The sequence below is a fragment of the Ginsengibacter sp. genome, assembly GCF_057362405.1.
In genome coordinates, this window is the sequence record NZ_JBMQQG010000055.1 from 1 (window position 1) to 24,282 (window position 24,282).

Consider the following 24,282-nt stretch of genomic DNA (forward strand, 5'->3'; position numbering starts at 1 on the left):
ATCGAAAATGTCTTTGGCACCGAACTTCGGCGTTTGCGCCTCAGCGTTAGCAGGCGCCAGTTCGGGTTTAAATATATATTGAACTTCCTTTTCCACGCTTTCCATATTCTCCATTTTACCTTTTGGCTCCAGTGGTTTATAATAAGCATTTGGAAAAGCCAGCAGGATGTGAAAATGTTTGCTGTAAGGCAAATAATTTAGAAATGCAAAAATGCCTGTAATGTGCAGCCACCAGCAGGTTCGCTCAATGCTAATTAAAGAAGAGGATGATAGATTTTGAAAAGAAGACGCGAATAATCCGGATAAAATAAAATTTCCATGATCAGCATAATGCGGGCTTCCTTGCAATTGTAAGGCACGGTCCGCGGAGTTCATCGTAAGGAATAAACTCATTAAAATAATTTCTGTAATTAAAATTACATTAGCATCCGTCCGTGGCCAGCCATCCAGGTCATGTTTAATAAAACGTTTTATTTTCAAAACATTTCTTCTTATTAAAAAAATAACACAAGCCAGTAATACACCAATAGCAAGTATTTCAAAAAAGTCAATTATGAATGTGTAAAAGCTGCCCAATGTATTTGCGAACATGCGATGGGTTCCAAATATACCATCGAGTACAATCTCCAAAACTTCTATATTGATAATGATGAAGCCTGCATAAATTACAAAATGTATTAGGCCAACAAGCGGGTACCGAAACATTTTCTTTTGACCCAGGGCAAGCAACAAAACGTTTTTCCACCGTTCTCTTGAATTGCCGGTTAAATCTTCATCATGTCCTAAATTAATATTGCTGTATATTTCCTTAACTTTTTTAGCAAACAATATAACGGCGGCAAGCGTTAACGGGATAAAAAGAATTTGCTGAATAATTTCCATACTGAAGATATGATGCTAAGGTAACGGATTGAATTGTTTTATTGTTCAAATGCAAAGGACTATTTATTTTCATAAAAAATATTAAATATGGCCACTGATAATTCGATTTTAAGTGCGGAGATTGCCGGGAAAAAGTTACAACGGATGGCATTTGAAATTGTGGAGAAAAACATCGGCGAGAAAGAGATCATTCTTGCCGGAATAAAAGGTAGCGGACTAATTATCGCTAATATCATTAAAGCAACTTTGCAGGAAGTTTTCAAAGGGAAAATTGTGGTGATCGAAATTGATATTGATAAAAAGAATCCAAAAAATATTTCTATTCCGAAAGAAAATGATTTTGATAACGCTGCAATAATTGTAACGGACGATGTGGCGAACACGGGTAAAACGTTGTTATATGCGATTAAGCCGTTTTTAGAATTCAATCCAAAAAAAATTCAGGTGTTGGTATTGGTTGAAAGAAGTTATAAACAATTTCCTGTCGCGCCTGATTATGTGGGTATGTCAGTCTCAACCGCAACCGATGAAAAAATTATTGTGGAAACTAACGGTACTGAAATTTTGGGAGCAAGACTGGTATAGAGAAAAAATGCGATGAGTTTAATTAGTGTCGAGTCAAGTTCATTTGGTCTTAATCAAGGTTCCCACAAAGCCACGGAGAACACTAAGAATATTGCTTTGTGATCTTAGCGTCTCTGTGGGAAAGGGCCATTTTAAAGTTAATACAACACCGGTGTTTATATGTGCGATCGGTGAGAAGCATTTTAGAAAACAAGCCAGTGCCCCTTAAAACTTCCGTTGGAATATTCCAAAGTTGGCGCCGGAAATTTAAATGCATCAAGCACAAAAAATAAAATCTTCAGCCCTTTCTTATTAGTCCTTATTTTCGAAAAATCAACATCGGGGGAAATGTACCACTGCCTGTAACGTTTGATATCATGCCGGTCAAAAGTTACATTGCCGTTAGCATCCAAAGCAACATTACTTCTTGCGCCAAACATACCCTCCGCTCCATAACCAAACGAAAAAGATAACCAGGGCGGAAGATTTGAATCGGGAAAAAACGACTTAATATTTGCGCTTAGCCAATAGCTCTGCGCATTATAATCTTTAATAAATCTTTCAATTTCTGTGCTGCCATAAATTGCATCGGCTCTCTTATTAAGATCCGGCTCGCCATAATTTTTCCTGTGAAAAGAGAATTTAAGTTTTATTCTTTGATCATCCAATGCCAACTCCTGTGCTATAAACATTCCGGAGCCAACAATATTTGCGGCGAAATCGCCGGGACTAAATCCATATTGCGAGGAAAAGCCGTCCAAGACTTCTATGATAGATTGGTAGGCAACGCCACTTAATCCTCCAATCCATATTCTTTCTTTTCTCCGTAAGCCCGCCCAGCGCCATGCTTCCATACTGGCACGACTCTCAGTGTATGCACTATAAGTATGCCCCACTTTATCAACCTGCAGCCATTCTGCATCATCGTTAAAAAAATGAAAACCTGATCTTGGATATTTTGCATACCATTCTGCATTAAGTCCAACGAGTAATGCTCCGTATGCAACTACGTTACTAACGGTAACAAGTCGCACTCTTTTTTTGTTGTAAGGATATATTGTATGTTGCTGAATTGAATCATTGAAATTCTCCAGCTTGTTTAAACTAATGTTAGGTTGGAAATTATATTGCGCAAACGTGCAATTGGCAGAAAGAAAAGAAGTAATAATTAAGCACAATAAAAGCCGTTGTTTCCTGTAGTTTTGCACAATACACATCATACAAAAATACGGTTATTGCTTATTGATAGTTTCCAAATAATCAAAAATGAATATCTTCAAATTGTAAAAAAAAAGAAATGGAACCAAAAACAGAAAGTAAAATTAAAGAGTGGCTAACGGGAGATTATGACGAGGCCACAAAAAATGAAATTCTCCGGCTGCAAAAAGAGGACCCTTCACAATTAGAAGATGCATTTTACAAAGATCTTGAATTTGGCACCGGCGGCCTCAGAGGAATTATGGGTGTTGGCACTAACAGGATGAATACTTATACAGTTGGAATGGCCACACAGGGTTATGCTAATTATTTGAAACAATGTTTTGGCGAAGTAAAAGTTGCAATCGCACACGACAGCCGTAACAACAGCCGGAAGTTCGCCGAAATTACGGCCAACATATTTGCAGCAAATGGTATTAAAGTGTTTTTATTTGAATCACTACGGCCCACGCCGGAGTTGAGTTTTGCTATAAGAACTTTGGGCTGCCAGGGGGGCGTTGTTTGCACAGCATCGCACAACCCCAAAGAATATAACGGCTATAAAGCCTATTGGGACGACGGCGCTCAAATGGTATCTCCCCATGATGAAAACGTAATTGCCGAAGTTGAAAAAATTAAAAGTCTTGATGATGTAAAATGGAAGGGCAACGAGGAAAATATCACCATCATAGGTAAAGATATGGATGATAAATATATTGAAATGGTGAAAGGCCTCAGTGTAAATCATGCGGCGTGTAAGGCGCAGCATGATCTTAAAATTGTTTACACTCCCATTCATGGTTCTGGTATCACGTTGGTGCCGCAGGCCCTGAAGGCATTTGGATTTGATAACGTACATATTGTAGCCGAGCAGGAAAACCCTGATGGCAATTTTCCAACAGTGGGTTATCCCAATCCTGAAGAAAAAGCAACCATGAGTATCGGGCTTAATAAAGCGAAAGAACTCGATGCGGATATATTGCTGGGCACCGACCCGGATGCAGATCGGGTAGGCGCCGGCGTTAGAAATGATAAGGACGAATGGATATTGTTGAATGGAAATCAGACCGCATTGATCGTTTTTAACTATCTTATTGAAGCAAGGAAAAACAGCGGACTTGCCAGGCCCAATGATATGGTGATAAAAACAATTGTTACTACTGACCTTATTGATGTAATTGCGAAACAAAGTAATATCACCTGTTACAATGTGCTTACCGGTTTTAAATGGATTGCTGCCATGATCAAAGAAAAGGAGGGTAAAGAAAATTATGTCGTTGGCGGTGAAGAAAGTTTTGGCCTGATGGTAGGAGACAAGGTTCGTGATAAAGATGCCGTTAGTGCCGTAGCAATGATATGCGAAGTAGCGGCGGTTGAAAAAGGGAAGGGTCAAACACTTTACAACAAATTAATTGAACTATATGTCAGGTACGGGTTTTATAAAGAGGACCTGATTTCCATTACTAAAAAGGGTATGAATGGCTCAAAAGAAATTGCGGATATGATGCAGGGTTATAGAGATAACCCGCCAACCGAAATTGCAGGAAGCCCCGTGGTTGAATTGTATGATTACGACAGCCAGGTAATGAAAAATTTGAAGACCGGAGAAAGTAAAAAAATCGATCTTCCTAAAAGTAATGTATTACAATTTATTACTGAAGACGGGAGTAAAATATCTGCGAGACCTAGCGGAACAGAACCAAAAATCAAATTTTACTTCGGTGTAAATATGTCCTTGAAAAGTGCAAGTGAATTTGACGCGGCCAACCAAAAACTTGAAGCAAAAATTAAGGAGATCATTTCTTCAATGAACCTTCAATAAAAAGCTGGTCGTCCTTTCAGATGAACTAATAAGTTGATTGTGGTTGATGATATTTTATGCAACAACGACTTCTCTTTTTCCAGGATTGTCGACCGTTTACTTATTAATTTTAGCCATTTAATAATTATTTTAGGCCGTTGCTTCTTCATCATAATTTGTAAACTGTTGAAAATAAGTAACTTAAAATTTTTGACATTTTTGGCAGCATTTTTGCTTTACTGGTACGTCAATATTCCTTGAAAGAGCGCGGATTCCAATGGACTTTGTTAAGACTCCCACTTTATTTTACACTATTGTTTTGAAAAACCTCTTCCAAAAAGGGCAGCATATTTTATAACATGCTGCCCTTTTTTCGTGGTAAATGTCCGGAGAATTTCCGCTTTTGAGAAAAGATAATGTCCTTTTAAAAAATTGAGCGTTGCGGCAGCTAAAAGACCTAATTCCCCGTTTGTCCGTCCCTTACTCTTACCTTCTTTTTGCCGCTATTCTTCTTTTCATATTCCAGTACTTCGGCCGGCTTGGCAATTTTTTTTGGCTCTTCCGAAACAACTTCGGTTTTTGGTGGGTTAAGCAAATGACCGCGATCGTATTTTTCGAGTTTTAGCACTCTTCCCGTGGTAGGATCGTAGTAGGTCCAGTCTCCATTTTTTACGCTGTATTGTTCAGCTCTCACAATTTTGTAGCTAATAATTTCATTATTGCCCTGCCCATAAACCGGAATTGTATCATAAGGCTGGTCTGGATTATATGCCCTCCAATTCTCTTCTCTCACCAGGTCGCCCAAAGGTGTATAATATTGGCAAAGGCCATCTTTTCCACCATATTTATAATTTTCAATGGCTATGAGATCGCTTTGCAATGTATATTTTCTCCAAAGGCCTTCTTTCTTATCATTAACAAAAATTCCTTCTTCTTCGTATCCCGGTTCTCCGCGTAATGGGTCTACATGAACTACCCATTTTCCCTGCTTTAACCCTTTGTTGTCGATGGCGTTCAATGTATCGCCATGCACAGATATTTTATAAGATTTGTATTGTGCGTAAGAGGTGGAACAAAAATGAAGAGCAATAAATAAAAATATAAGTTTGCTTGTTTTTAATATCATAGTTATTAAATTTTAAATGATGTTTTTCAATTTCAAATTTACCAAATTAAGCATTGCTTTCAGGCGACTGTCGTTACTGTTCGTATCAATTTTAACCTTTTCAAATATATATGCGCAAGTTCAGCCTACAAAAGCGTCTGAAAGATTGAACGGTTTATCGCAAAGAAAATTATTAGAAAATCAATCAATATTAAAAGATATTAAGTTTAGAAATATTGGCCCGTCCATAATGAGTGGCAGGGTAGTGGATGTAGATGTGAATCCGAATGATCCAACTGAGTTCTATGTGGCTTACGCAACGGGTGGCCTTTGGCATACTACTAATAACGGTCAAAGTTTTGTACCTGTTTTTGATCATGAAGAGGCAATTGGTATCGGGGATATTGCCGTGAACTGGCACGATGGCGAAATATGGGTAGGAACCGGTGAGGCCAATAGCAGCAGGTCTTCCTACTCGGGAATTGGTGTTTATAAAAGTGTTGACACGGGCAAAACCTGGCAATACCTTGGCCTTCCGGAGAGCGAACACATTGGAAAAATAATTCTTGATCCGCGAAATAAGAATACTGCATGGGTGGCTGTTATAGGTCATCTGTATTCAGCAAATAAAGAAAGGGGAGTTTACAAGACAACAGATGGTGGTAAAACATGGAAACAAATATTATATGTGGATGATAATACGGGAGCGATTGATATGGACATCAACCCAAAAAATACCGATGAATTATTTGCGTGTATGTGGCACCGTGAGAGAAGGGCATGGAATTTTGTGGAGAGCGGAAATACCTCTGCTATTTACAAAAGCATCGACGGCGGCGATACCTGGAAAAAAGTGACCGGTGAAAGAACTGGTTTCCCCCAGGACAATGGTACCGGAAGAATAGGTGTTGCTGTATATGCAGCTAACCCGCAAATAATATATGCAACGCTTGACAATCAAAATCACCGGCCTGATACGGCAACCAAAAAAGCAGATACGTCAAAATATATTACAGATGATTTTAAAAATATTACCAGGGAAAAGTTTTTATCATTGAACGATAAAAAACTCGATTCTTTTCTCATCAAAAATGATTTTGATGAGAAATATAATGATTCAACTGTAAAGGAAATGGTTCGCACCGGTAAAATAAAACCAACTGCTATCTATGATTATTTAAATGATGCCAATTCGGAATTGGTTAGCACACCGGTAATTGGATGCGAAGTCTATAGAAGCGATGACGGTGGTATCACTTGGGAAAAGGTAAACACAAAAGGACTTGATTTATACAATACCTATGGATATTATTTTGGTAAGGTTTCTGTTTCACCGGTTAATGATAAAAAAGTAATTATTAATGGATATAGTATCATGCTTAGCAATGACGGGGGTAAAACATTTAAAGTTGTTGATAAATCCAATACACACGGCGACTGGCACGGTGAATGGATCAATCCTTTGCGGGATAGCAACTGGGTTGCCGGTAATGATGGGGGATGCAATATCACCTATGATAACGGGCAACATTGGTTTAAAGCGAATACGCCACCGGTAGCACAATTTTATGCAATTGCTGTTGATGATGCCAAACCTTATAATGTTTATGGCGGCATCCAGGATAATGGTGTGTGGTATGGATCATCTGAGATAAAGGGCGACGAAAGCGCTGATAACGTTGAAGAGGAACAACCGGTTAATGAATGGAAAAACCTGGGCGGAGGAGACGGTATGCAGGTGCAGGTTGATACAAGAGATAATAAAACCGTTTACTTCGGCTCCCAGTTTGGCGAATATGCAAGGAAAGTAATTGATCAACGTGATGTCAAACGCATTCATCCCATGCCCGATATTGATGCTGAGAAGTTGCGCTATAACTGGCAAACTCCTATTTTATTAAGCAGTTTTAACCAGGATATTTTGTATATGGGAACTGATGTGTTTTACCGGAGCATGAATAAAGGAGACAAAATGGTTCCATTGGGTAAAGACCTTACTAACGGTAAAAAAGACGGAGACGTGCCTTACGGAACAATTGTAACGATCAGTGAATCGCCTTTAAGATTTGGGCTGATCTATGTGGGTACTGACGATGGAAATATACAGGTCACGAAGGATGGCGGCTACACCTGGACGTTAGTAAATGGTAAATTGCCCAAAAATTTATATGTGAGCCGTGTTGTTGCATCGTCGTTTAAAGAGGGAAGAGTATATGTAACCTTGAATGCCTATCGCAATGACAACTTTACCCCGTGGCTTTTTCTAAGTGAAGATTACGGGCAAACATGGAATCGAATAGGAAACAATTTGCCTTCGGGGCCTTTAAATGTTGTGAGAGAAGATCCGAAATACGAAGACATTTTATATGTTGGCAGTGACAATGGTTTATATGCATCGTTCAACAAAGGAGAAACATTCATGGCTTTCGGAAACAATCTTCCTTCGGTGCCTGTACACGACATTGCCATCCAAAAAGCAGCCAACGATATTGTGATCGGTACTCACGGTAGAAGTATTTATATCGCTTCGCTTGATGTGGTGCAAACATTATATAAAGATTCTGTAAAATAATTTATTTCCATAGCACGTTTTTTTAAACGGGTTACCTTTGGGCAATCAGTTCAACTTTTTGATTATTATTTTAAATAAAAACCATGAAAATAAACCTGCAGTCCCTGCATTTTAAGGCCAGTGATCAACTGAAAGATTTTGTCGAAGAAAAAGTAGGAAAGCTTTCCCATTTTGATGATTCAATTATCAGTGCCGATGTTACCTTGTTCACGGATGACGGAAATAATACCGATAACAAATTTTGCGAGATCCGATTAAGCGTTCCCGGTTATGATGATTTTGTAAAGAAGAATGGTGAGAGTTATGAAGCGGCAACCTCAGATGCCGTTGATACACTTCAAAAGATTTTGAGACGAAAAAAGGATCGTGCCTGACTTATTTTCTAAATAAAATAACGCCTATATTTCTATAAGGCGTTATTAATATAATTTCAGAAATTAGTATTCTTATTCAATTCTTATCCATCTTCTTTGCCATCCTGAGCTTGTCGAAGGGTGGGGTTGGAGTGAGGCCTTTACCTTCCACGTCCCTGCGACCAGCTTCTTGTTCTTCTGAAGCCACTATGTGAGGCGGGCTTGTTGCGCACCATTGGATTTTTTTGAACCACCGGTGTTTGCACAAACTGCATATTACTTGCATAGGGATGATCATCAACAACCGGTATTTCCAGTTTTATCAGTTTATGGATGTCGCGCAAAAATTCCCTTTCTTCCATGTCGCAAAATGATAATGCCGTTCCGGATGCACCCGCTCTACCGGTACGGCCTATACGATGCACATACGTCTCTGGAATATTGGGTAATTCAAAATTAATTACGTGGCTCAGATCATCTACATCAATACCTCGGGCTGCAATATCAGTGGCCACTAACACCCGTATTTTGCCGGTTTTAAAATCATTTAAAGCATTCTGCCTGGCAGCCTGCGTTTTATTTCCATGAATAACGCCGGAACTGATTCGTGCACGATAGAGATCTTTTCCAATCTTGTCAGCACTATGCTTTGTTCTCGTAAACACCAGGGCACTTTGTATTTTATTATCTTTTAAAAGATGGATCAGTAACTGGCGTTTGTCATTCTTTTCAACAAGATAAATTGCCTGTTCAATCTTTTCTACTGTTGAAGAAACCGGAGTCACTTCAACCCTTACCGGGTTAGTTAATATCGACGCTGAAAGTTTTGATATTTCCGGCGGCATCGTTGCAGAAAAAAACAATGTCTGCCTTTTTACAGGAAGCTTTGCAATTATTTTTTTAACGTCATTAATGAAACCCATGTCAAGCATACGATCTGCTTCATCCAGCACGAACATCTTGATATGCTGAAGATTTACGAATCGTTGCGAAATAAGATCCAGTAATCTTCCTGGTGTGGCAATTAATATATCAACACCCCTGCGTAATTGATTCGTTTGATGATATTGGGAAACGCCTCCAAAGATAACGGTGTGCCTGAGGCCTGTATGTTTTCCATAAGCAGCAAAACTTTCGTCTATCTGTATGGCCAACTCACGCGTGGGCGTAAGTATAAGCGCTTTTATAGTATCATTGGCAACTTCATGATTTTTCTGCAAAAATAAATTTTGCAGTATGGGTATGGCAAATGCTGCCGTTTTACCCGTGCCTGTTTGAGCGCAACCCAACAGGTCTTTTCCCTTGAGCACATCGGGGATGGCTTGTTCCTGTATTGGAGTAGGCGAAGTATAACCTTCTGCTTCGAGCGCCTTTAAAATAGGTGCAATTAAATGCAATTCTTGAAAATTCAATTCTAAAAATTTTAATGTTAATGATAACTTCCGCGAACCTTAATTGATTTATGAAAGCCGGATACGAATATGCTCAAAACCTATGACTTGATGAGCTTTTACCGTTTTGGAAGATTATCCAGTCTGCTAAGTAGGAGTATATAATAAGGCGCAAATATACATCTTATTGGCATATAAACGAAGTTTTCGGGAAGTTGTTGTGTTTAGGAGGCGGAAGGTAGCAGATACAAGGTAACAGCCAGCGGGCCGTTGTTCTTGCTACTTACGACTCAATACTTGCTACCGCTCCCTACATTCTCTCGGGAACTTTAATACCCAACAACTGCAGAGCGCTTTTTATAACGGTTGCCGTCATTACGGCTATGTGTAAACGAAGAATTTTCTTTTCGTCACTCTCTGCATTGGCAACTGAATGCTCCACATAAAATGAATTGAATGTTTTAGCGAGGTGAAACGCATAATTAGCTATAACCGAAGGATTCAATTCTATCGCCGCCTGCTCAACCACGTTCGAATATTTCTCCAGGAAAATTAAAAGTTGCCTTTCAAGTGGAAGCAGTTTTTCCATTGGCGATTGCCCATTGACGATTGCCGCGGACGGTTCCCCAATCTTCCTTAAAATTGATTGAATTCTTGCATACGTATATTGAACAAAGGGCCCTGTAAATCCATGAAAATCGATACTTTCTTCAGGATTAAAAATCATTCTTTTCTTTGGATCAACGCGAAGCAGGTAAAATTTCATAGCGCCCAGGCCAAGTATTTCGTACAGTTCCTTCAATTCATCTTCGGTAAAATCTTTTACTTTTCCAAGTTCTTCTGTATGATGTTTCGCAGTGGCAATCATTTCATCAATTAAATCATCTGCATCAACAACGGTTCCTTCGCGGCTTTTCATTTTACCCGTAGTAAGTTCTACCATTCCATAACTTAGGTGAAGAATATTGTCCGCGAACGGCATGCCCAACTTCCTGCAAATTTCCTTCAACACTTTCATGTGATAAATTTGCTCGTCGCCGATTACATAGATGCTTTCATCTAAATGGTATTGCTCAAACTTTTCTTTTACCAGGCCAATGTCCTGCGTTATATAAACAGAAGTGCCATCGCCCCGTAATAAAAGTTTTTCATCAAGACCTGCATCGCTAAGATCTATCCAAACACTTCCATCTTCTTTTTTATAAAACGAACCATCTTCCAAACCTTTTTGTACAAATTCTTTTCCGAGAATATAAGTTTGACTTTCATAAAAGGTCTGGTCAAAATCGCTGCCTATTCTTTTATACGTTTCATCAAAACCCTTGTAAACCCAACCATTCATTTTGTTCCAAAGTTCAATAACCTGCGGCTTTCCATGTTCCCAATCCAGTAACATCTGTTGGGTCTTTTTCATTATCGGGGCTTCCTTCTCCGCTTCCTTTTCCGGCTTGCCCTCATCTACTAATTCTTTAACTTCCTTTTTATATTCATCATTAAATTTCACATAATAATCTCCCACAAAATGATCGCCCTTTGTGTGTGTTGATTCCGGCGTGGCGCCGTTTGCAAATTCCTCCCACGCAATCATGCTCTTGCAAATATGTATACCGCGATCGTTAACGATGCTTGATTTATACACTTCGTATCCATTTGCTTTTAAAATTTCGGCAACACTCCATCCTAAAAAGTTATTTCTTAAATGCCCAAGATGCAACGGCTTATTGGTGTTGGGCGACGAGTATTCAACCATCACTTTCCTTTTGTTCAACGGTTTTTTGCCAAAACAAACATCGTTGTAATTTTTTGCCAGGAAAGTTTGCAGCGCCTCTTCTGAAATGTTTAGGTTTAGAAATGCTTTTATAACATTATAACCTGAAAATAAACCAGGATTATTTTTTAAAAGATTGTCTCCCAGGTTTTTTGCCAAAACATCCGGAGCCAGCTTTAAATTTTTTACCAAAGCAAAAAGAACAATGGAATAGTCTCCTTCAAATTCCGGCTTGGTTTCGTTTATCTGGAAATCCTTTTCAGAAAAACGTTGCCCGTATAATTCCTGCAGGCTTTTAATTACCGCCGTTTGTATTAAATGTGTAAACGCCATGTTATAAAAATGAAGTGCAAAATTAACTTTTGTTACTCATTGTCCGGGCCATGAATTAAAAGGATTGTCGAATAGGGTAGAACAGACGCAGATAGAAATCGCTATGCGTTTTTTTTGCCGGCCTCATAAAAAAAGACTTGCCGGCATGCAAGGCGGGATTAGAAAATTTGAATGTATGGATGTAAGCTTCCCTGTTTTTCGTACCAATCAAAGGTATAAAAATTCATTAGGTTTTTAGTTTTATAGGGTATGGATTATAATCGTTAATCCAAGGCCGTGTCTCTCTTCCGAGCTTTGAAGCTTAGCAGGACACGGCCGGCGGGGCTGAAGGAAAGTTGCTTATCTTAGTTTAATGGCTTTAAGAACTACCGTAGATGCTATAGAAGGAACTTACCTTATTACTTTTACATTTCAGCATTGGCTTCCTCTCTACACCGCAGTGTCTTGCAACAGCACAAGACATGGAGTAGAGACATGGCGGGGAAATGAAACTTTAACGACATGATTTACGCGAAGATTTTCATTCTCCTCTCAGTTCCGTTTCTATGATGTCATCGTGCAGTTCTACTGCTTTTGTGTAAAGAGTTGAAAGAATTTTTATATTCTCATCATCATAATAACTTATGTCTGCATAAGTGTTTAAAGGCGGCTCGTTGTTTAGTATACACAATTTATCTATGAGGTCAGTAATCTTAATAACTTCCCGTTCTGTAAATAAACACAATACCGCAAGCAGGCTGATTCGGTCTAAATCACCTTCGCCTGAGGGCGGTCCGTCGTATTCGTAATCCATAATTTCTTCATCAAGAAAATTATTATCATGGTATATTTTTTCCAGCAATACGTTCGATTCCTGGGCAAAGCTATGTATACGGAGTACCGCTTTGTCTTTCATCGCAAATAATATTTGGGAACTATATGGGTTGGGACAAATCTATATATAAAAAAGTAATTAGGGGTTTTTTAATCGGATGCCTGTGGGGGACTCTTTATCGTATTTATTAATATTAGTTTGCTCCTTGTCAGTCCAGGTATATAAAAAAGTTGCCTGGTGCAACAACGTAGGAAAGGGTTCGTGGGCAAGCAATCTTGTGTCTGCTTACCGCATATCCCTGGCTAATTTTCAGTGTGATGGTTTTAAATAACATTAATAATCACATTCAGTTTTTCGCAATCTAGTACCTGCTTGTGGCAAAGCCTCATCTTTCGTAATGCTATCAGCAGGCCTGGGCTGATTTTCATTAATCAACTTTTGTATATAACTTCAAACATAGTTTTTAAGACCGGCGGGTATTAAGTGGGCTAACGTTGCTGGCTAAACGATATAAATCCCAGAGCTATTGGATTCCGGCACACCAGCCGTACCGGTGTGCGCCATTGTAACAAAGACACTTAAAACGAAAATATTTTTTATACAAGCATAAAACTAGCAGCATAATTTTCAGTAAAAATTGCGAACAACGCGATTGGCCTTTAATAGCCAAACAATAAAAAATAAAGATGGAAAATCCTAACTACCGACTGGAGGCCTTCTCCGATGCTGTGTTTGCCATAGCACTCACGCTATTGATCATCGAAATTAAAATACCGGCGGTGGAAAGTGTACATACTAACAAAGAATTATGGTATGCATTTGCTCAACACTGGCCATCCTGGCTTGCATTTTTCGTAAGTTTTATTACGATTTTAATTTCATGGGTATCTCATAATCACATTTTTAAATTAATCGGAAAATCGACAAATAAACTTATATATGCAAACGCATTATTACTCTTATCCATTGTTACCATGCCATTTTTTACAGCTGCGTTAGCAGAGTATATTAAAACAGATCAGGCAGGCCCTGCCGTCACTTTATACTGCGGTTTTTCTATTCTCCTTACTATTTCATGGATTGCCACTCAACATGCTACTCTATATCCGGCATCATTATTTAAGCCGTCGGTTGACCTTAAAAAAGTAAAAAGAGTATTTAACTATACAAGATTGGGATTAGTCCTGGATATCATTACTTTTTTATTATCGTTTTGGTTTCCGATTACTGCTTTTGTTATTGTTGCTTTATTGTATGTAGTGTGGTTGGTTATCGGCATAAGTCTTAAAGAGGAAAAAATGATAAATCGAAAGTGACAATATTTTTGAATGAACGCCCCGGTTAATCCAGGCATATAAAAAAGAGCCTGACACCAGTTGTCCAGGCATGTAGAAAAGCTGCCTGGCGCAATGTAGATAAGGTTTTGTGGGCGGGCAATCTTGTGCCTGCATACTGCCGATCCTTGACTTTTATAAAGCTCTGAGCGATAGGCGGGCTGAGTTTTAAGCGGTCTGGAGGAGTTTGACAAATCTAAAAACCATTTGATAAACAAATACAGCCTGGCGAAACGAGCTTTTATAAATTAAATGCCGGGATAATGATTTCGTATTAAATATCGTTTACCAAACACCGTTATGGTGCATGCATAAAATTTCCTTTAGCAGGAAACTCATCACCTGCATTCTTGCAGGATCGGTAATTGGTGCATCTGCTATTCGAATAAGTATTTACGTACTTTGGAGCGTGGGGGACTAAAGGTACCTTTCCATCATTCCCTACTTCGCAGTTGGCGCCGCCGTTGTGTACGCTTTAATTCGGATGGGCAAAGATATTTCACCGGCGGTTGAAAATGCCAATGAATGAACTCGATCTTCCGTTTAACAGTTTTCATCTTCGGATGTATTCCGGTATTTTTTTAGTTACTTTATGAAACCTCCTGCCGGGGAGTTTTATGGAACAGAAGCCTTGTTTAAGAACGACTTGGGAAATTGGTTTTCATTAGGTCAACTTGTTTAAATATTTGTATGTATGAAGACAATATTTGAGAATAGAACAAAAGCTGAATTAATAAAAAGAATTGATTCACTTAAAGAAAATGCTCAATCGCAATGGGGCAAAATGAATGCCTACCAAATGGTAAAACATTGCAGACTTTGGGAAGAAATGATGCAAAGTAAAACTAACCTGAGACGAGCTTTTATTGGAAGAATTTTTGGGAGAGTTGCCTTGAAGTCCGTTTTAGGAAATGAAAATCCATTGAAACGAAGCACGCCGACAATACCCTCACTTATTATAAAAGAACATGCCGGAGATTTTGAAGCCGAAAAGAAACTTTGGATTTCAAATATTGAAAAGTATTCAGGTTTTGATAACGATAATTTTCAGCATGTATTTTTTGGAAAGATGACAAAAGAACAAATCGGGCAAATGGTGTATAAACATATTGACCATCATCTGAGACAATTTAATGCCTGAGGCAAATCAAATGAAATCAACATACCGCTAAAAAAAGACTCACCGCAACGCCGGCACAGTAAGTTACCCTTCTGTTGTTCGCGTCCCGGTCAACCGCAAGTATTTATTCCATCTCAATAAAATCGTGGTAGGTAATATTTAATCTTTCAGCCAGGTCAGCAATAACTTCTTCTATTTTTTCATCCTGGTAAAACCAGGTTTGTTTACATGATAAGGCTTTACCCCAAATCATTCCAACCCAGCGCCCCCCGACATTTTCATAAAAATACAGCACTGTCGCCAGCCTTTCCTGCTCTTCGTTTCTAAGAATAAACTTTCTCAATTATTACAATTTTGTATTACCTGTCTGATGAAACCTGGTTGAAACTGGCTCGTCGAAAAGCAAAAAAAAAGTGAGTCGGGTATAGGCCGAACTCGCTAAATTTTATTAAGTATAACAAGCCCTTGCGAAAATAATAGGTGATATTTTAAAAAAACTGATCAAAGTCATGGCCCGCGATGATTGAAAACATTTTCTATCAATTAGAAGGAGGTAAGCCAGGGAACGGGGGGAAATTAATTTGGTTTCATTATAATCTTTTTCCAAAAAATTAAATTCTTACTTTTGCGCCTTCAAAAAAAAGGAGCAGCATGATAAGTGTAAATAATGTAACACTGGCTTATGGTAAAAGGGTTTTGTTTGATGAAGTGAACCTCAATTTCGTAAAAGGAAATTGTTATGGAATTATTGGCGCCAACGGAGCAGGCAAATCGACGTTAATAAAAATTATAAGTGGTGAAATTGAGCCGAATAAAGGAACAGTAAACATAACTCCGGGCGAACGTATGGCTGTGCTAAGGCAGGACCAATTTGAATTTGACGAGGTTACTGTCTTAAATACCGTCTTGATGGGTCATAAGAAAATGTGGAACGTGATGCAGGAGAAGGATGCCATCTATATGAAGGAAGATTTTAATGAAGAAGACGGGATGAAGGCCGGGCACCTTGAGGCTGAATTCGGTGAAATGGGCGGATACACGGCAGAAAGTGATGCGGCTACATTATTAAATCAATTAGGAGTAGCGGATGAATTGCACCAGATGCTGATGAAAGATATTGGTGCCAACATTAAAGTGAGGGTTTTATTGGCGCAGGCACTTTTTGGAAATCCTGATATCTTATTATTAGATGAACCCACCAATAACCTTGACGTGGAAACTATTTCCTGGCTGGAGAATTTTTTGGCAGATTACGAAAATATAGTCTTAGTAGTAAGTCATGACCGTCACTTTTTAGATGCCGTGTGTACCCACGTGGCAGACGTTGACAAACAAAAAATAAAAATCTACACCGGTAACTATACTTTCTGGTACGAGAGTAGTCAACTGGCGGCACGGCAGGCCACTGATAAGAATAAGAAGATGGAAGAGAAGAAGAAGGATCTGCTTGAATTCATTGCCCGGTTTAGCGCCAACGCATCAAAGAGTAAGCAGGCAACTTCCCGTAAGAAGGCGTTGGACAAACTGGTGTTTGAAGATATTACACCGAGTAATCGAAAATACCCGGGCATTATATTTAAGCCTGAACGGGATCCGGGTAACCAGATTCTGAATGTACAGAAACTCACGAAAAGCATTGATGGCAGAACGCTCTTCAGCAATCTTAATTTTGATATTGTGAAAGGACAGAAGATTGCGTTTTTAAGCAGGGATCCTGTTGCGCTTACTTCTTTCTTTGAAATTATTAATAAAAGGATGACGGCCGATAGCGGAAGGTTTGAATGGGGAACCACGATCACCACAGCCTATCTTCCTAATGATAATACAGAATTTTTTACGGGTAATCTTACTTTAATGGACTGGTTGCGTCAATATGTTCCGGAACATTACACAGACGTAGACGAAGATTTTTTAAGGGGGTTTTTAGGCAAGATGCTTTTTAGCGGCGATGAGATAAAAAAGAAAACCAATGTACTTAGCGGTGGTGAAAAAGTGAGATGTATGATTAGCAGGATGATGTTGCAAAACCCCAATGTGGTCATTTTGGATGAGCCCACCAACCACCTGGATTTGGAAAGCATTACCGCGTTTAATGACGGCATGATTAATTTCCCCGGAATTGTTTTGATGACAACGCATGACCACCAGTTTATGGAAACGGTTGCCAACAGAATTATAGAAATAACTCCCAAAGGCACCATTGACAGGCTTTGCACCTACGACGAATACCTTGCAGATGACCGGATAAAAACCCTTCACCAGGAATTATACAACTGATGAAAAACCTGCGAACTTTTTAAATCTCTTAAAAGTTAAAATCAAACGAACATTGCGATATTTGAAAAATGAATTGTAATTATTAAATATTTTTGTCACATTAAATTCAATCAACAGCATTTTAAATCAACAGTATGAAAAAAACATCCCTATTATTTGCCATTATTTTTATGTCCGCGGCCGGGCTCAAAGCTCAAACTTATGAAACAGCGGTTGGAGCTAAGTTTTACACAGGAAATGGTTCGTTAGGAGGAATCAATATAAGACATTCCACCTCTGAGCATACGGCATTAGAAGGTTCATTACTTTTCTTTAGCGGAGGCCTTGGTATAGAAGGACTATATCAATACCAGGGGCCTATAGAAGGGGCAGAGGGTTTGCAATATTTTGTAGGAGGTGGAGGCATGCTCGGTTTTGGCACCAATCATAATAGTGAAACCTTTTTTGCTTTGCGCCTTACAGGAGGTGTAGATTATAAATTTGCCGATGCACCTCTTTCGGTGAGTCTTGCTTTTGATCCATTTTTCTACCTCGCGCCGGCATCAGGCTCTAATCTTGCTTTGGGCATTGGATTACGTTATGTAATTAAATAATCGTTTTCTTTATAATAAAAAATTCCCGGTCAACTTTTGATTGGGAATTTTTTGCTTTAAATTCATCCTTTCAACTGAATGCAGAAAAAAATAATTTCCCTTATTGACTTTTTTTATCCTCCCTTTAAGGGATTTATGCCTTTGCAAACGTTCCGTTATGCAGCTTGTGGTGGCGGAAATACTTTGCTCGACATCGCTCTTTTTTATATTAGCTTTAATTATATACTTCACCAGAAGATTCTTGATCTTGGCTTTATTGCGCTGAAACCATATAATGCTGCATTAGGCATGGCATTTTGTATTACTTTCCCATTAGGATTTTTATTGAATAAATATATAGTTTTTAATTCGTCGTACCTGCGCAGCCATGTGCAATTATTTCGTTATGTATTAATAGTGGCAGCCAATCTCTTTCTTAATTATGCCATTATTAATGTGTTGGTTCAATACATGCATTTTTATCCGACTATTGCCAAAGTATTTGCAACCGGGATAATTGTTGCGTTCAGCTATCTTTCTCAAAAGCACTTCACTTTCAAGACGAGTAATACAGTAGTTGGGCCGATTGATGAATAAATTTTAATCATTAGTCATTAGAAATTGGTCACTTTAGAATATCCGGTTATTAATGAAAAACTCCTGATTTAAAACAATTCACTATTTGCTCATTGAACATTGACTTATTGACGCTCATAGGTACTTTTCATCTCAAAAGACTCTTCAAAAAAGACCCTGCCATTTTTGCATATTTGTTTCGTTGGCATAAACATTGTCAATATGTTATCAATAAAAAAACAAGATCATGGCAAAAATTATAGGTATTGACTTAGGAACAACTAACAGTTGTGTTGCAGTTATGGAGGGTAATGAGCCCGTTGTAATTGCCAACGATGAAGGTCGTCGCACAACCCCAAGTGTGGTTGCTTTCTTAAAAAACGGGGAACGTAAAGTTGGGGATCCTGCTAAAAGGCAGGCCATTACTAATCCTCATAACACTATCATGAGTGTGAAGCGCTTTATGGGACATAAGTGGGACGAGGTAACTACGGAAGCGGGGCACTGGAGTTATAAAGTTGTGAAAGGTGAAAATAATACAGTTCGTATTGACATAGATGGCAGACATTATACGCCGCAGGAAATTTCCGCAATGATTCTTCAGAAGATGAAAAAAACAGCTGAAGATTATTTGGGTCAGGAAATTACTGAAGCAGTAATTACAGTACCTGCCTATTTTAATGATGCGCAAAGACAGGCTACGAAAGAAGCCGGTGAAATTGCAGGGTTGAAAGTTCGCCGTATTATCAACGAACCAACGGCAGCAGCACTTGCATACGGTTTGGATAAAAAAAGTATTGATCAAAAGATTGCGGTGTTTGACCTTGGCGGTGGTACGTTCGATATTTCAATTCTTGAATTGGGTGATGGTGTTTTTGAAGTAAAGTCTACTAACGGTGATACACATCTTGGTGGAGATGACTTCGATAAGATCATCATGGATTGGCTTGCTGCAGAATTTAAGAAAGATGAGGCAATCGATTTGCATAAAGACCCGATGAGCTGGCAGCGTCTAAAAGAAGCTGCTGAGAAAGCAAAGATTGAATTATCATCTTCAAGTGAAACAGAAATTAACCTTCCGTATATAACAGCAGTTGATGGCGTTCCAAAGCATTTGGTAAAGAAACTTACCCGTGCGCAATTTGAAAAACTTTCTGATGATTTATTTTCAAGGTGTTTGAAACCTTGTGAAGCTGCTATTAAAGATGCAGGATTAAGTGTATCAGATATTAATGAAGTGATATTGGTTGGTGGTTCTACCCGTATTCCTAAAGTACAGGAAATGGTAGAAAAATTCTTTGGAAGAAAACCGAATAAGGGAGTTAACCCCGATGAAGTGGTTGCCATAGGTGCAGCTATACAAGGAGGTGTTTTAACAGGCGAAGTAAAAGATGTTCTGTTATTAGATGTTACTCCACTTTCTTTGGGTATTGAAACAATGGGTGGTGTAATGACAAGGTTGATTGAAAGTAATACTACCATTCCAACCAAGAAGACGGAAACATTTTCAACGGCAAGTGATAACCAGCCAGGTGTACAAATACATGTATTGCAAGGTGAAAGGCCAATGGCTAATCAAAATAAAAGCCTTGGTACATTTAACCTCGATGGTATTCCCCCGGCACCTAGAGGGGTTCCGCAGGTTGAAGTAACTTTTGATATTGATGCTAACGGTATTCTAAACGTTTCTGCAAAAGATAAAGGAACCGGTAAGAGCCACAACATCCGCATTGAAGCTGGCAGCGGCTTAAGTAAAGAAGAAATTGAAAAGATGAAGAATGAAGCTAAAGCCAATGAAGCAACGGATAAGGCAGCGAGGGAAAAAGTAGATAAAATAAACCAGGCCGATAGTTTGATTTTCCAGACGGAAAAACAAATGAAGGAATACGGCGATAAAATTCCGGCTGATAAAAAAGCGCCTATTGAAGCAGCATTGGCTAAATTAAAAGAAGCACATAAATCACAGGATGTAAGTGCGATCGACACAGCGGTAAATGAAATGAACACAGCATGGACTCCCGCCAGTGAAGAAATGTATAAGGCTACACAACAGGCCGGTGCTAACGGTAATGGAAACACTACAGACACACAGCCAAATGAGGGCCAGCAGGAACATGCACATGCCGGGGCAGAAGATAATGTTACCGACGCAGAGTTTGAAGAGGTAAAATAATATTTCTTAAGATATATCATCATGAAAAAAGAGGCCGCAACTTTTGCGACCTCTTTTTTTTGTTTACATCAATTAAAAATTACATTTGCACAATAAGGCCAACCTTAAAAACCATATTCTTAATCTGTAAGTAGAGTGTTCATGAATCAAAAGTTTTTAAATCTTTTTGTCCCGGATATCCTTTCAATTTTTATTTCTTTACAGGATGGCTATGCGCTTTCGTTTGTAAGGCCGGTACCGGAAAACAGGAAACAGGAAATGACTCCCGGCTATTTAAAAGCATCGGTGTTTGTCAATATGTCTACAAGTGATTTTGCTGCAGCCACCGGCACAAAACTCAACTTCTTCCAAAAAATATATTTCAATGCCTTAAAGAGGCATTTACAGCGCGACCTCAAAAAGAATCCAGATCTTTTAATGACCAATTATGTAGACCAAAAGACAGGAAAGTTTAAGCTTGATGCACTATGGTTTGTGATTGGCATTTTTATAGGACCATTGGGCGGACTACTTTCTTATTATTCGCATCAGCAAAAAAATGGCCCTAATAAGAAGGACAAGACGACTTCGGCCTGGATCGGATTTGGAGTATTTATTTTATGGTTTGGCTTCTTAACTTTATTTTAAACGTTTGACTTTACGATAATAATGAAACCAATTTTTGATTTTCTTGTATTGGCGTAATGTGTATATTTTACATTGCAGAATAAACTTATTAAATTGTTTCTCTTTAACACTGATTATTAATGACGATTCATTTCTATTTAAGATATTATACTCATCCCGGACAAACTCTTTTTATTTCGGGCAATAACGATTTCCTGGGGAATGATGAAACTGCCAAGGCGGTAGAAATGTCCTACTATAATAATGATTTCTGGCACGTCGAAATTGAATTCCCGAAAGGTTTCGATGATACTGTTCTTTATAAATACTTTTTAAAAGATAAAGATGGTTCAGAAATTTTTGATGGAGAAGAAAACCGGGCCATCGACTTATCTCTTATTAATGCTCCGGCCATTGCGGTGTACGATATGTGGAATGGTGCCAATAATCTTGGGAACGTTTTCTTTACAAGAGCATTCAATAGAGTGCTACTGGCAAATGTTACCAAAATTAAAACCCCGGCTGTAAAAAAATATACACACGAATTCCGGGTGAAAGCACCTTTGCTGCGGCCTGGCGAAATCATTTGTATGTGCGGTTCAACGGAAAGTTTAAGAAACTGGAGTTCTGAAGATCCTATTTTGCTTGGGCCAAAAAACGATTGGTTTGTAGCCCGCGTATCACTAACTGGTGACGATTGGCCCGCCACTTATAAATATGGAATTTATAACATCGAACATAAAAAAATAGTAAGATTTGAAGACGGCGAAAACAGGCTTGTTCAGAAAAATGACCCAGGGGTTGACAAGGTAATCGTGCATGATGGTTTTGTTAATTGCCCGGTTACCTACTGGAAAGGTGCCGGAGTTGCGATACCGGTTTTTAGTCTCAGGTCTAAGAAAAGCTTTGGCGTGGGAGAATTTACCGATATCCCATTACTGGTAGATTGGGCTAAACAAACAGGCTTGCAATTAATACAGCTGCTTCCTATAAACGATACCACTTCAACACACACTGCCGCCGATTCTTATCCTTATGGCGCTATCTCTGCATTCGCGATACATCCGTTGTATATCAATTTAGAAAAAGTTGCCGGTAAAGAATATGCCAATGTTATAAAGCCTCTCAAGAAAAAGCAAAAGCAATTAAATGAACTAGCGGTTTTTGATTATGAGAAGGTGATGAAATTTAAATGGTCTGCCTTAAAAGAGTTATACCGGGCATCTAAAGATGCCTTTAAAAATGATCTTGACTATTTTGAATTTTTTGAGTTGAACCGCCACTGGCTGGTACCTTATGCAGCCTTTTCTTATTTACGGGATAAAAACAAAACTTCCGATTTTAATGAATGGAAAAACCATAAAACATATAATGAATCTGATATTCAAAAATTAGTTGCGCCATCAAAATCTCATTATGATGGCATCGCATTTTTTTATTTTGTGCAATACCATCTTCATTTACAATTGAAGGCTGCGGTAGATTATGCACATAAAAATAAAATTGTTTTAAAAGGTGATATCCCTATTGGCATCCATCGTTATGGTTGTGATGCCTGGACGAATCCATCGCTATATAATATGAACGAACAATCCGGCGCACCACCGGATGATTTTGCCGTTAAAGGGCAGAACTGGGGATTTCCGACATACAACTGGGACAAAATGCAGGAAGATGGATTTCAATGGTGGCGGCTTCGGTTCGATCAAATGAGCAATTATTTTGATGCTTTTCGTATCGATCATATTCTTGGATTTTTTAGAATATGGAGTATTCCGTTGCACGCGGTTGAAGGTATCATGGGGAGATTTGCTCCCGCAATTCCTGTTGATATTTCAGAATTTCAAAATAACAATATTTGGTTTAATCATGATCGCTATTGCAAACCTTATATAACGGATGAAATTCTTGGTTGGACATTTCATGAAAACGCTGAGTTTGTAAAAGAGAGCTTTTTGGATAATTCCGCTTCAGGTCAATATAATTTGAAGGAAGAATTTAACACGCAAAAAAAAGTTGAGAATTATTTTAATGATAATAAAATCGAAAAAGGAAATATTATTAAGCAGGGACTTTTTGATTTGATAAGTAATATCGTTCTTATTGAAGAAGAAAATTCCAATGGTCAAAAATTTCATTTCAGGTTTGGCATAGCCAATACCACTTCGTTTCAACACCTCGAATATAATACGAGAGAACGCTTACACGAATTATACATCAATTATTTTTACAGGCGACAGGATTGGTTTTGGAAAAAAGAAGCTTTAAAAAAATTACCGCAGTTGAAACGAAGCACCAATATGCTTGTTTGCGGCGAAGACCTGGGGATGGTGCCGGCTTGTGTTCCTGAGTTGATGAAAGACCTGGCTATCTTAAGTCTTGAAATTGAGCGGATGCCAAAGGATTCAGGTAAAGATTTCTTTCACCCAAATGATTCTCCTTATATGGCTGTTGTTACACCTTCAACACACGATATGAGTACCATACGTGGATGGTGGGAAGAGGACCGAAGCAAGACGCAACGGTTTTATAATTACATGTTGGGCCATTATGGCGAAGCGCCTTTTTTCTGTGAGCCCTGGATAAACAAAGAAATTGTTTTGCAAAATCTATATTCTCCGGCTATGTGGAGCATCTTTCTCCTGCAGGATTTAATGGGAATTAATGGAAAAATAAGAAGAGATAATCCGCATGATGAAAGAATTAATATCCCTTCCGATCCCAATCATTACTGGGGTTACCGGATACATCTTAATCTTGAAGATCTGTTGAAAGAAAAAGAGTTTAATGAAGAAATTAAAAAATATGTAAAGGAGAGTGGAAGAACCTCTAACCCCTAAAGGG

At 38.6% G+C, this 24,282-nt stretch carries 20 protein-coding genes; 13 read left to right on the forward strand and 7 right to left on the reverse strand.

Features of this window, described 5'->3' with window-relative positions:
* On the reverse strand, positions 1–882 hold an 882-nt coding region (locus tag ACO1O5_RS04600), incomplete at its 3' end, for a Fe-S oxidoreductase (protein ID WP_486268665.1).
* Positions 883–969: 87 nt separating this feature from the next.
* Between ACO1O5_RS04600 and ACO1O5_RS04605 the strand changes: the two genes are divergently transcribed.
* A complete protein-coding gene (locus ACO1O5_RS04605; RefSeq protein WP_486268666.1) occupies positions 970–1,467 on the forward strand; it encodes a phosphoribosyltransferase family protein in 498 nt (165 codons plus the stop codon).
* Between the two features lie 182 nt (positions 1,468–1,649).
* On the opposite strand, the gene ACO1O5_RS04610 is transcribed toward ACO1O5_RS04605, so the two are convergent.
* Complete coding sequence (locus ACO1O5_RS04610) at positions 1,650–2,666, reverse strand: DUF2279 domain-containing protein (RefSeq protein ID WP_486268667.1); 1,017 nt, start codon at positions 2,664–2,666, stop codon at positions 1,650–1,652.
* A 77-nt stretch (positions 2,667–2,743) separates the two neighbouring features.
* Here ACO1O5_RS04610 and ACO1O5_RS04615 point away from each other — a divergent pair, with 77 nt between their 5' ends.
* Positions 2,744–4,465, forward strand: coding sequence for a phospho-sugar mutase (locus ACO1O5_RS04615; protein WP_486268668.1), 1,722 nt, complete (start codon positions 2,744–2,746; stop codon positions 4,463–4,465).
* Positions 4,466–4,901: 436 nt separating this feature from the next.
* On the opposite strand, the gene ACO1O5_RS04620 is transcribed toward ACO1O5_RS04615, so the two are convergent.
* Entirely contained in the window at positions 4,902–5,570 is a 669-nt protein-coding gene (locus ACO1O5_RS04620) for a hypothetical protein (protein WP_486268669.1), read from the reverse strand.
* 19 nt (positions 5,571–5,589) lie between these two features.
* On the opposite strand from ACO1O5_RS04620, the gene ACO1O5_RS04625 reads away from it, so the two are divergent.
* Together ACO1O5_RS04625 and hpf are read left to right on the forward strand one after the other, a co-directional pair.
* Positions 5,590–8,121: a WD40/YVTN/BNR-like repeat-containing protein gene (locus tag ACO1O5_RS04625; protein ID WP_486268670.1), complete on the forward strand. Its 2,532-nt coding sequence runs from the start codon at positions 5,590–5,592 to the stop codon at positions 8,119–8,121.
* A gap of 83 nt (positions 8,122–8,204) precedes the next feature.
* Positions 8,205–8,495 carry a ribosome hibernation-promoting factor, HPF/YfiA family gene (gene hpf / locus ACO1O5_RS04630; protein ID WP_486268671.1) on the forward strand — a complete coding sequence of 97 codons (291 nt, stop codon included), beginning with the start codon at positions 8,205–8,207 and terminating at the stop codon, positions 8,493–8,495.
* A gap of 140 nt (positions 8,496–8,635) precedes the next feature.
* On the opposite strand, the gene ACO1O5_RS04635 is transcribed toward hpf, so the two are convergent.
* Both ACO1O5_RS04635 and argS read right to left on the reverse strand, forming a co-directional pair.
* The gene (locus tag ACO1O5_RS04635) at positions 8,636–9,886 is read right to left on the reverse strand and encodes a DEAD/DEAH box helicase (protein ID WP_486268672.1); all 1,251 of its coding nucleotides are present in this window, start codon (positions 9,884–9,886) and stop codon (positions 8,636–8,638) included.
* A gap of 289 nt (positions 9,887–10,175) precedes the next feature.
* On the reverse strand, positions 10,176–11,966 hold the full coding sequence (gene argS, locus ACO1O5_RS04640; protein ID WP_486268673.1) for an arginine--tRNA ligase: 1,791 nt from the start codon (positions 11,964–11,966) through the stop codon (positions 10,176–10,178).
* A 352-nt stretch (positions 11,967–12,318) separates the two neighbouring features.
* Here argS and ACO1O5_RS04645 point away from each other — a divergent pair, with 352 nt between their 5' ends.
* Positions 12,319–12,471, forward strand: a complete 153-nt coding sequence (locus ACO1O5_RS04645; RefSeq protein ID WP_486268674.1) for a hypothetical protein — start codon at positions 12,319–12,321, stop codon at positions 12,469–12,471.
* A gap of 15 nt (positions 12,472–12,486) precedes the next feature.
* On the opposite strand, the gene ACO1O5_RS04650 is transcribed toward ACO1O5_RS04645, so the two are convergent.
* Positions 12,487–12,861, reverse strand: a complete 375-nt coding sequence (locus ACO1O5_RS04650; protein WP_486268675.1) for a hypothetical protein — start codon at positions 12,859–12,861, stop codon at positions 12,487–12,489.
* A 605-nt stretch (positions 12,862–13,466) separates the two neighbouring features.
* Here ACO1O5_RS04650 and ACO1O5_RS04655 point away from each other — a divergent pair.
* Both ACO1O5_RS04655 and ACO1O5_RS04660 read left to right on the forward strand, forming a co-directional pair.
* Positions 13,467–14,096, forward strand: coding sequence for a TMEM175 family protein (locus ACO1O5_RS04655; protein ID WP_486268676.1), 630 nt, complete (start codon positions 13,467–13,469; stop codon positions 14,094–14,096).
* A gap of 712 nt (positions 14,097–14,808) precedes the next feature.
* On the forward strand, positions 14,809–15,255 hold the full coding sequence (locus ACO1O5_RS04660; RefSeq protein ID WP_486268677.1) for a DUF1569 domain-containing protein: 447 nt from the start codon (positions 14,809–14,811) through the stop codon (positions 15,253–15,255).
* Between the two features lie 103 nt (positions 15,256–15,358).
* On the opposite strand, the gene ACO1O5_RS04665 is transcribed toward ACO1O5_RS04660, so the two are convergent.
* A complete protein-coding gene (locus ACO1O5_RS04665; RefSeq protein WP_486268678.1) occupies positions 15,359–15,577 on the reverse strand; it encodes a hypothetical protein in 219 nt (72 codons plus the stop codon).
* 308 nt (positions 15,578–15,885) lie between these two features.
* On the opposite strand from ACO1O5_RS04665, the gene ACO1O5_RS04670 reads away from it, so the two are divergent.
* The 6 genes from ACO1O5_RS04670 (at position 15,886) to ACO1O5_RS04695 (ending at position 24,278) form a co-directional block, all read left to right on the forward strand.
* Positions 15,886–17,511 (forward strand): ABC-F family ATP-binding cassette domain-containing protein, encoded by a 1,626-nt coding sequence (locus ACO1O5_RS04670; RefSeq protein ID WP_486268679.1) that lies wholly within the window; start codon positions 15,886–15,888, stop codon positions 17,509–17,511.
* 134 nt (positions 17,512–17,645) lie between these two features.
* Positions 17,646–18,104 carry a hypothetical protein gene (locus tag ACO1O5_RS04675; RefSeq protein ID WP_486268680.1) on the forward strand — a complete coding sequence of 153 codons (459 nt, stop codon included), beginning with the start codon at positions 17,646–17,648 and terminating at the stop codon, positions 18,102–18,104.
* Between the two features lie 78 nt (positions 18,105–18,182).
* On the forward strand, positions 18,183–18,680 hold the full coding sequence (locus tag ACO1O5_RS04680) for a GtrA family protein (protein WP_486268681.1): 498 nt from the start codon (positions 18,183–18,185) through the stop codon (positions 18,678–18,680).
* Positions 18,681–18,906: 226 nt separating this feature from the next.
* On the forward strand, positions 18,907–20,832 hold the full coding sequence (dnaK, locus tag ACO1O5_RS04685; protein ID WP_486268682.1) for a molecular chaperone DnaK: 1,926 nt from the start codon (positions 18,907–18,909) through the stop codon (positions 20,830–20,832).
* A gap of 141 nt (positions 20,833–20,973) precedes the next feature.
* Entirely contained in the window at positions 20,974–21,459 is a 486-nt protein-coding gene (locus tag ACO1O5_RS04690; RefSeq protein WP_486268683.1) for a hypothetical protein, read from the forward strand.
* Between the two features lie 119 nt (positions 21,460–21,578).
* Positions 21,579–24,278, forward strand: coding sequence for a 4-alpha-glucanotransferase (locus ACO1O5_RS04695; protein WP_486268684.1), 2,700 nt, complete (start codon positions 21,579–21,581; stop codon positions 24,276–24,278).
* The last annotated feature ends 4 nt before the right edge of the window (positions 24,279–24,282 follow it).

What these genes read in the sequence shown, in the direction of transcription:
- ACO1O5_RS04605 (WP_486268666.1), top strand. Translation starts at nt 970, where the DNA reads ATGGCCACTGATAATTCGATTTTAAGTGCGGAGATTGCCGGGAAAAAG.
- ACO1O5_RS04610 (WP_486268667.1), bottom strand. Translation starts at nt 2,666, where the DNA reads ATGATGTGTATTGTGCAAAACTACAGGAAACAACGGCTTTTATTGTGC.
- ACO1O5_RS04615 (WP_486268668.1), top strand. Translation starts at nt 2,744, where the DNA reads ATGGAACCAAAAACAGAAAGTAAAATTAAAGAGTGGCTAACGGGAGAT.
- ACO1O5_RS04620 (WP_486268669.1), bottom strand. Translation starts at nt 5,570, where the DNA reads ATGATATTAAAAACAAGCAAACTTATATTTTTATTTATTGCTCTTCAT.
- ACO1O5_RS04625 (WP_486268670.1), top strand. Translation starts at nt 5,590, where the DNA reads ATGTTTTTCAATTTCAAATTTACCAAATTAAGCATTGCTTTCAGGCGA.
- hpf (WP_486268671.1), top strand. Translation starts at nt 8,205, where the DNA reads ATGAAAATAAACCTGCAGTCCCTGCATTTTAAGGCCAGTGATCAACTG.
- argS (WP_486268673.1), bottom strand. Translation starts at nt 11,966, where the DNA reads ATGGCGTTTACACATTTAATACAAACGGCGGTAATTAAAAGCCTGCAG.
- ACO1O5_RS04645 (WP_486268674.1), top strand. Translation starts at nt 12,319, where the DNA reads ATGGCTTTAAGAACTACCGTAGATGCTATAGAAGGAACTTACCTTATT.
- ACO1O5_RS04650 (WP_486268675.1), bottom strand. Translation starts at nt 12,861, where the DNA reads ATGAAAGACAAAGCGGTACTCCGTATACATAGCTTTGCCCAGGAATCG.
- ACO1O5_RS04655 (WP_486268676.1), top strand. Translation starts at nt 13,467, where the DNA reads ATGGAAAATCCTAACTACCGACTGGAGGCCTTCTCCGATGCTGTGTTT.
- ACO1O5_RS04660 (WP_486268677.1), top strand. Translation starts at nt 14,809, where the DNA reads ATGAAGACAATATTTGAGAATAGAACAAAAGCTGAATTAATAAAAAGA.
- ACO1O5_RS04670 (WP_486268679.1), top strand. Translation starts at nt 15,886, where the DNA reads ATGATAAGTGTAAATAATGTAACACTGGCTTATGGTAAAAGGGTTTTG.
- ACO1O5_RS04675 (WP_486268680.1), top strand. Translation starts at nt 17,646, where the DNA reads ATGAAAAAAACATCCCTATTATTTGCCATTATTTTTATGTCCGCGGCC.
- ACO1O5_RS04680 (WP_486268681.1), top strand. Translation starts at nt 18,183, where the DNA reads ATGCAGAAAAAAATAATTTCCCTTATTGACTTTTTTTATCCTCCCTTT.
- dnaK (WP_486268682.1), top strand. Translation starts at nt 18,907, where the DNA reads ATGGCAAAAATTATAGGTATTGACTTAGGAACAACTAACAGTTGTGTT.
- ACO1O5_RS04690 (WP_486268683.1), top strand. Translation starts at nt 20,974, where the DNA reads ATGAATCAAAAGTTTTTAAATCTTTTTGTCCCGGATATCCTTTCAATT.
- ACO1O5_RS04695 (WP_486268684.1), top strand. Translation starts at nt 21,579, where the DNA reads ATGACGATTCATTTCTATTTAAGATATTATACTCATCCCGGACAAACT.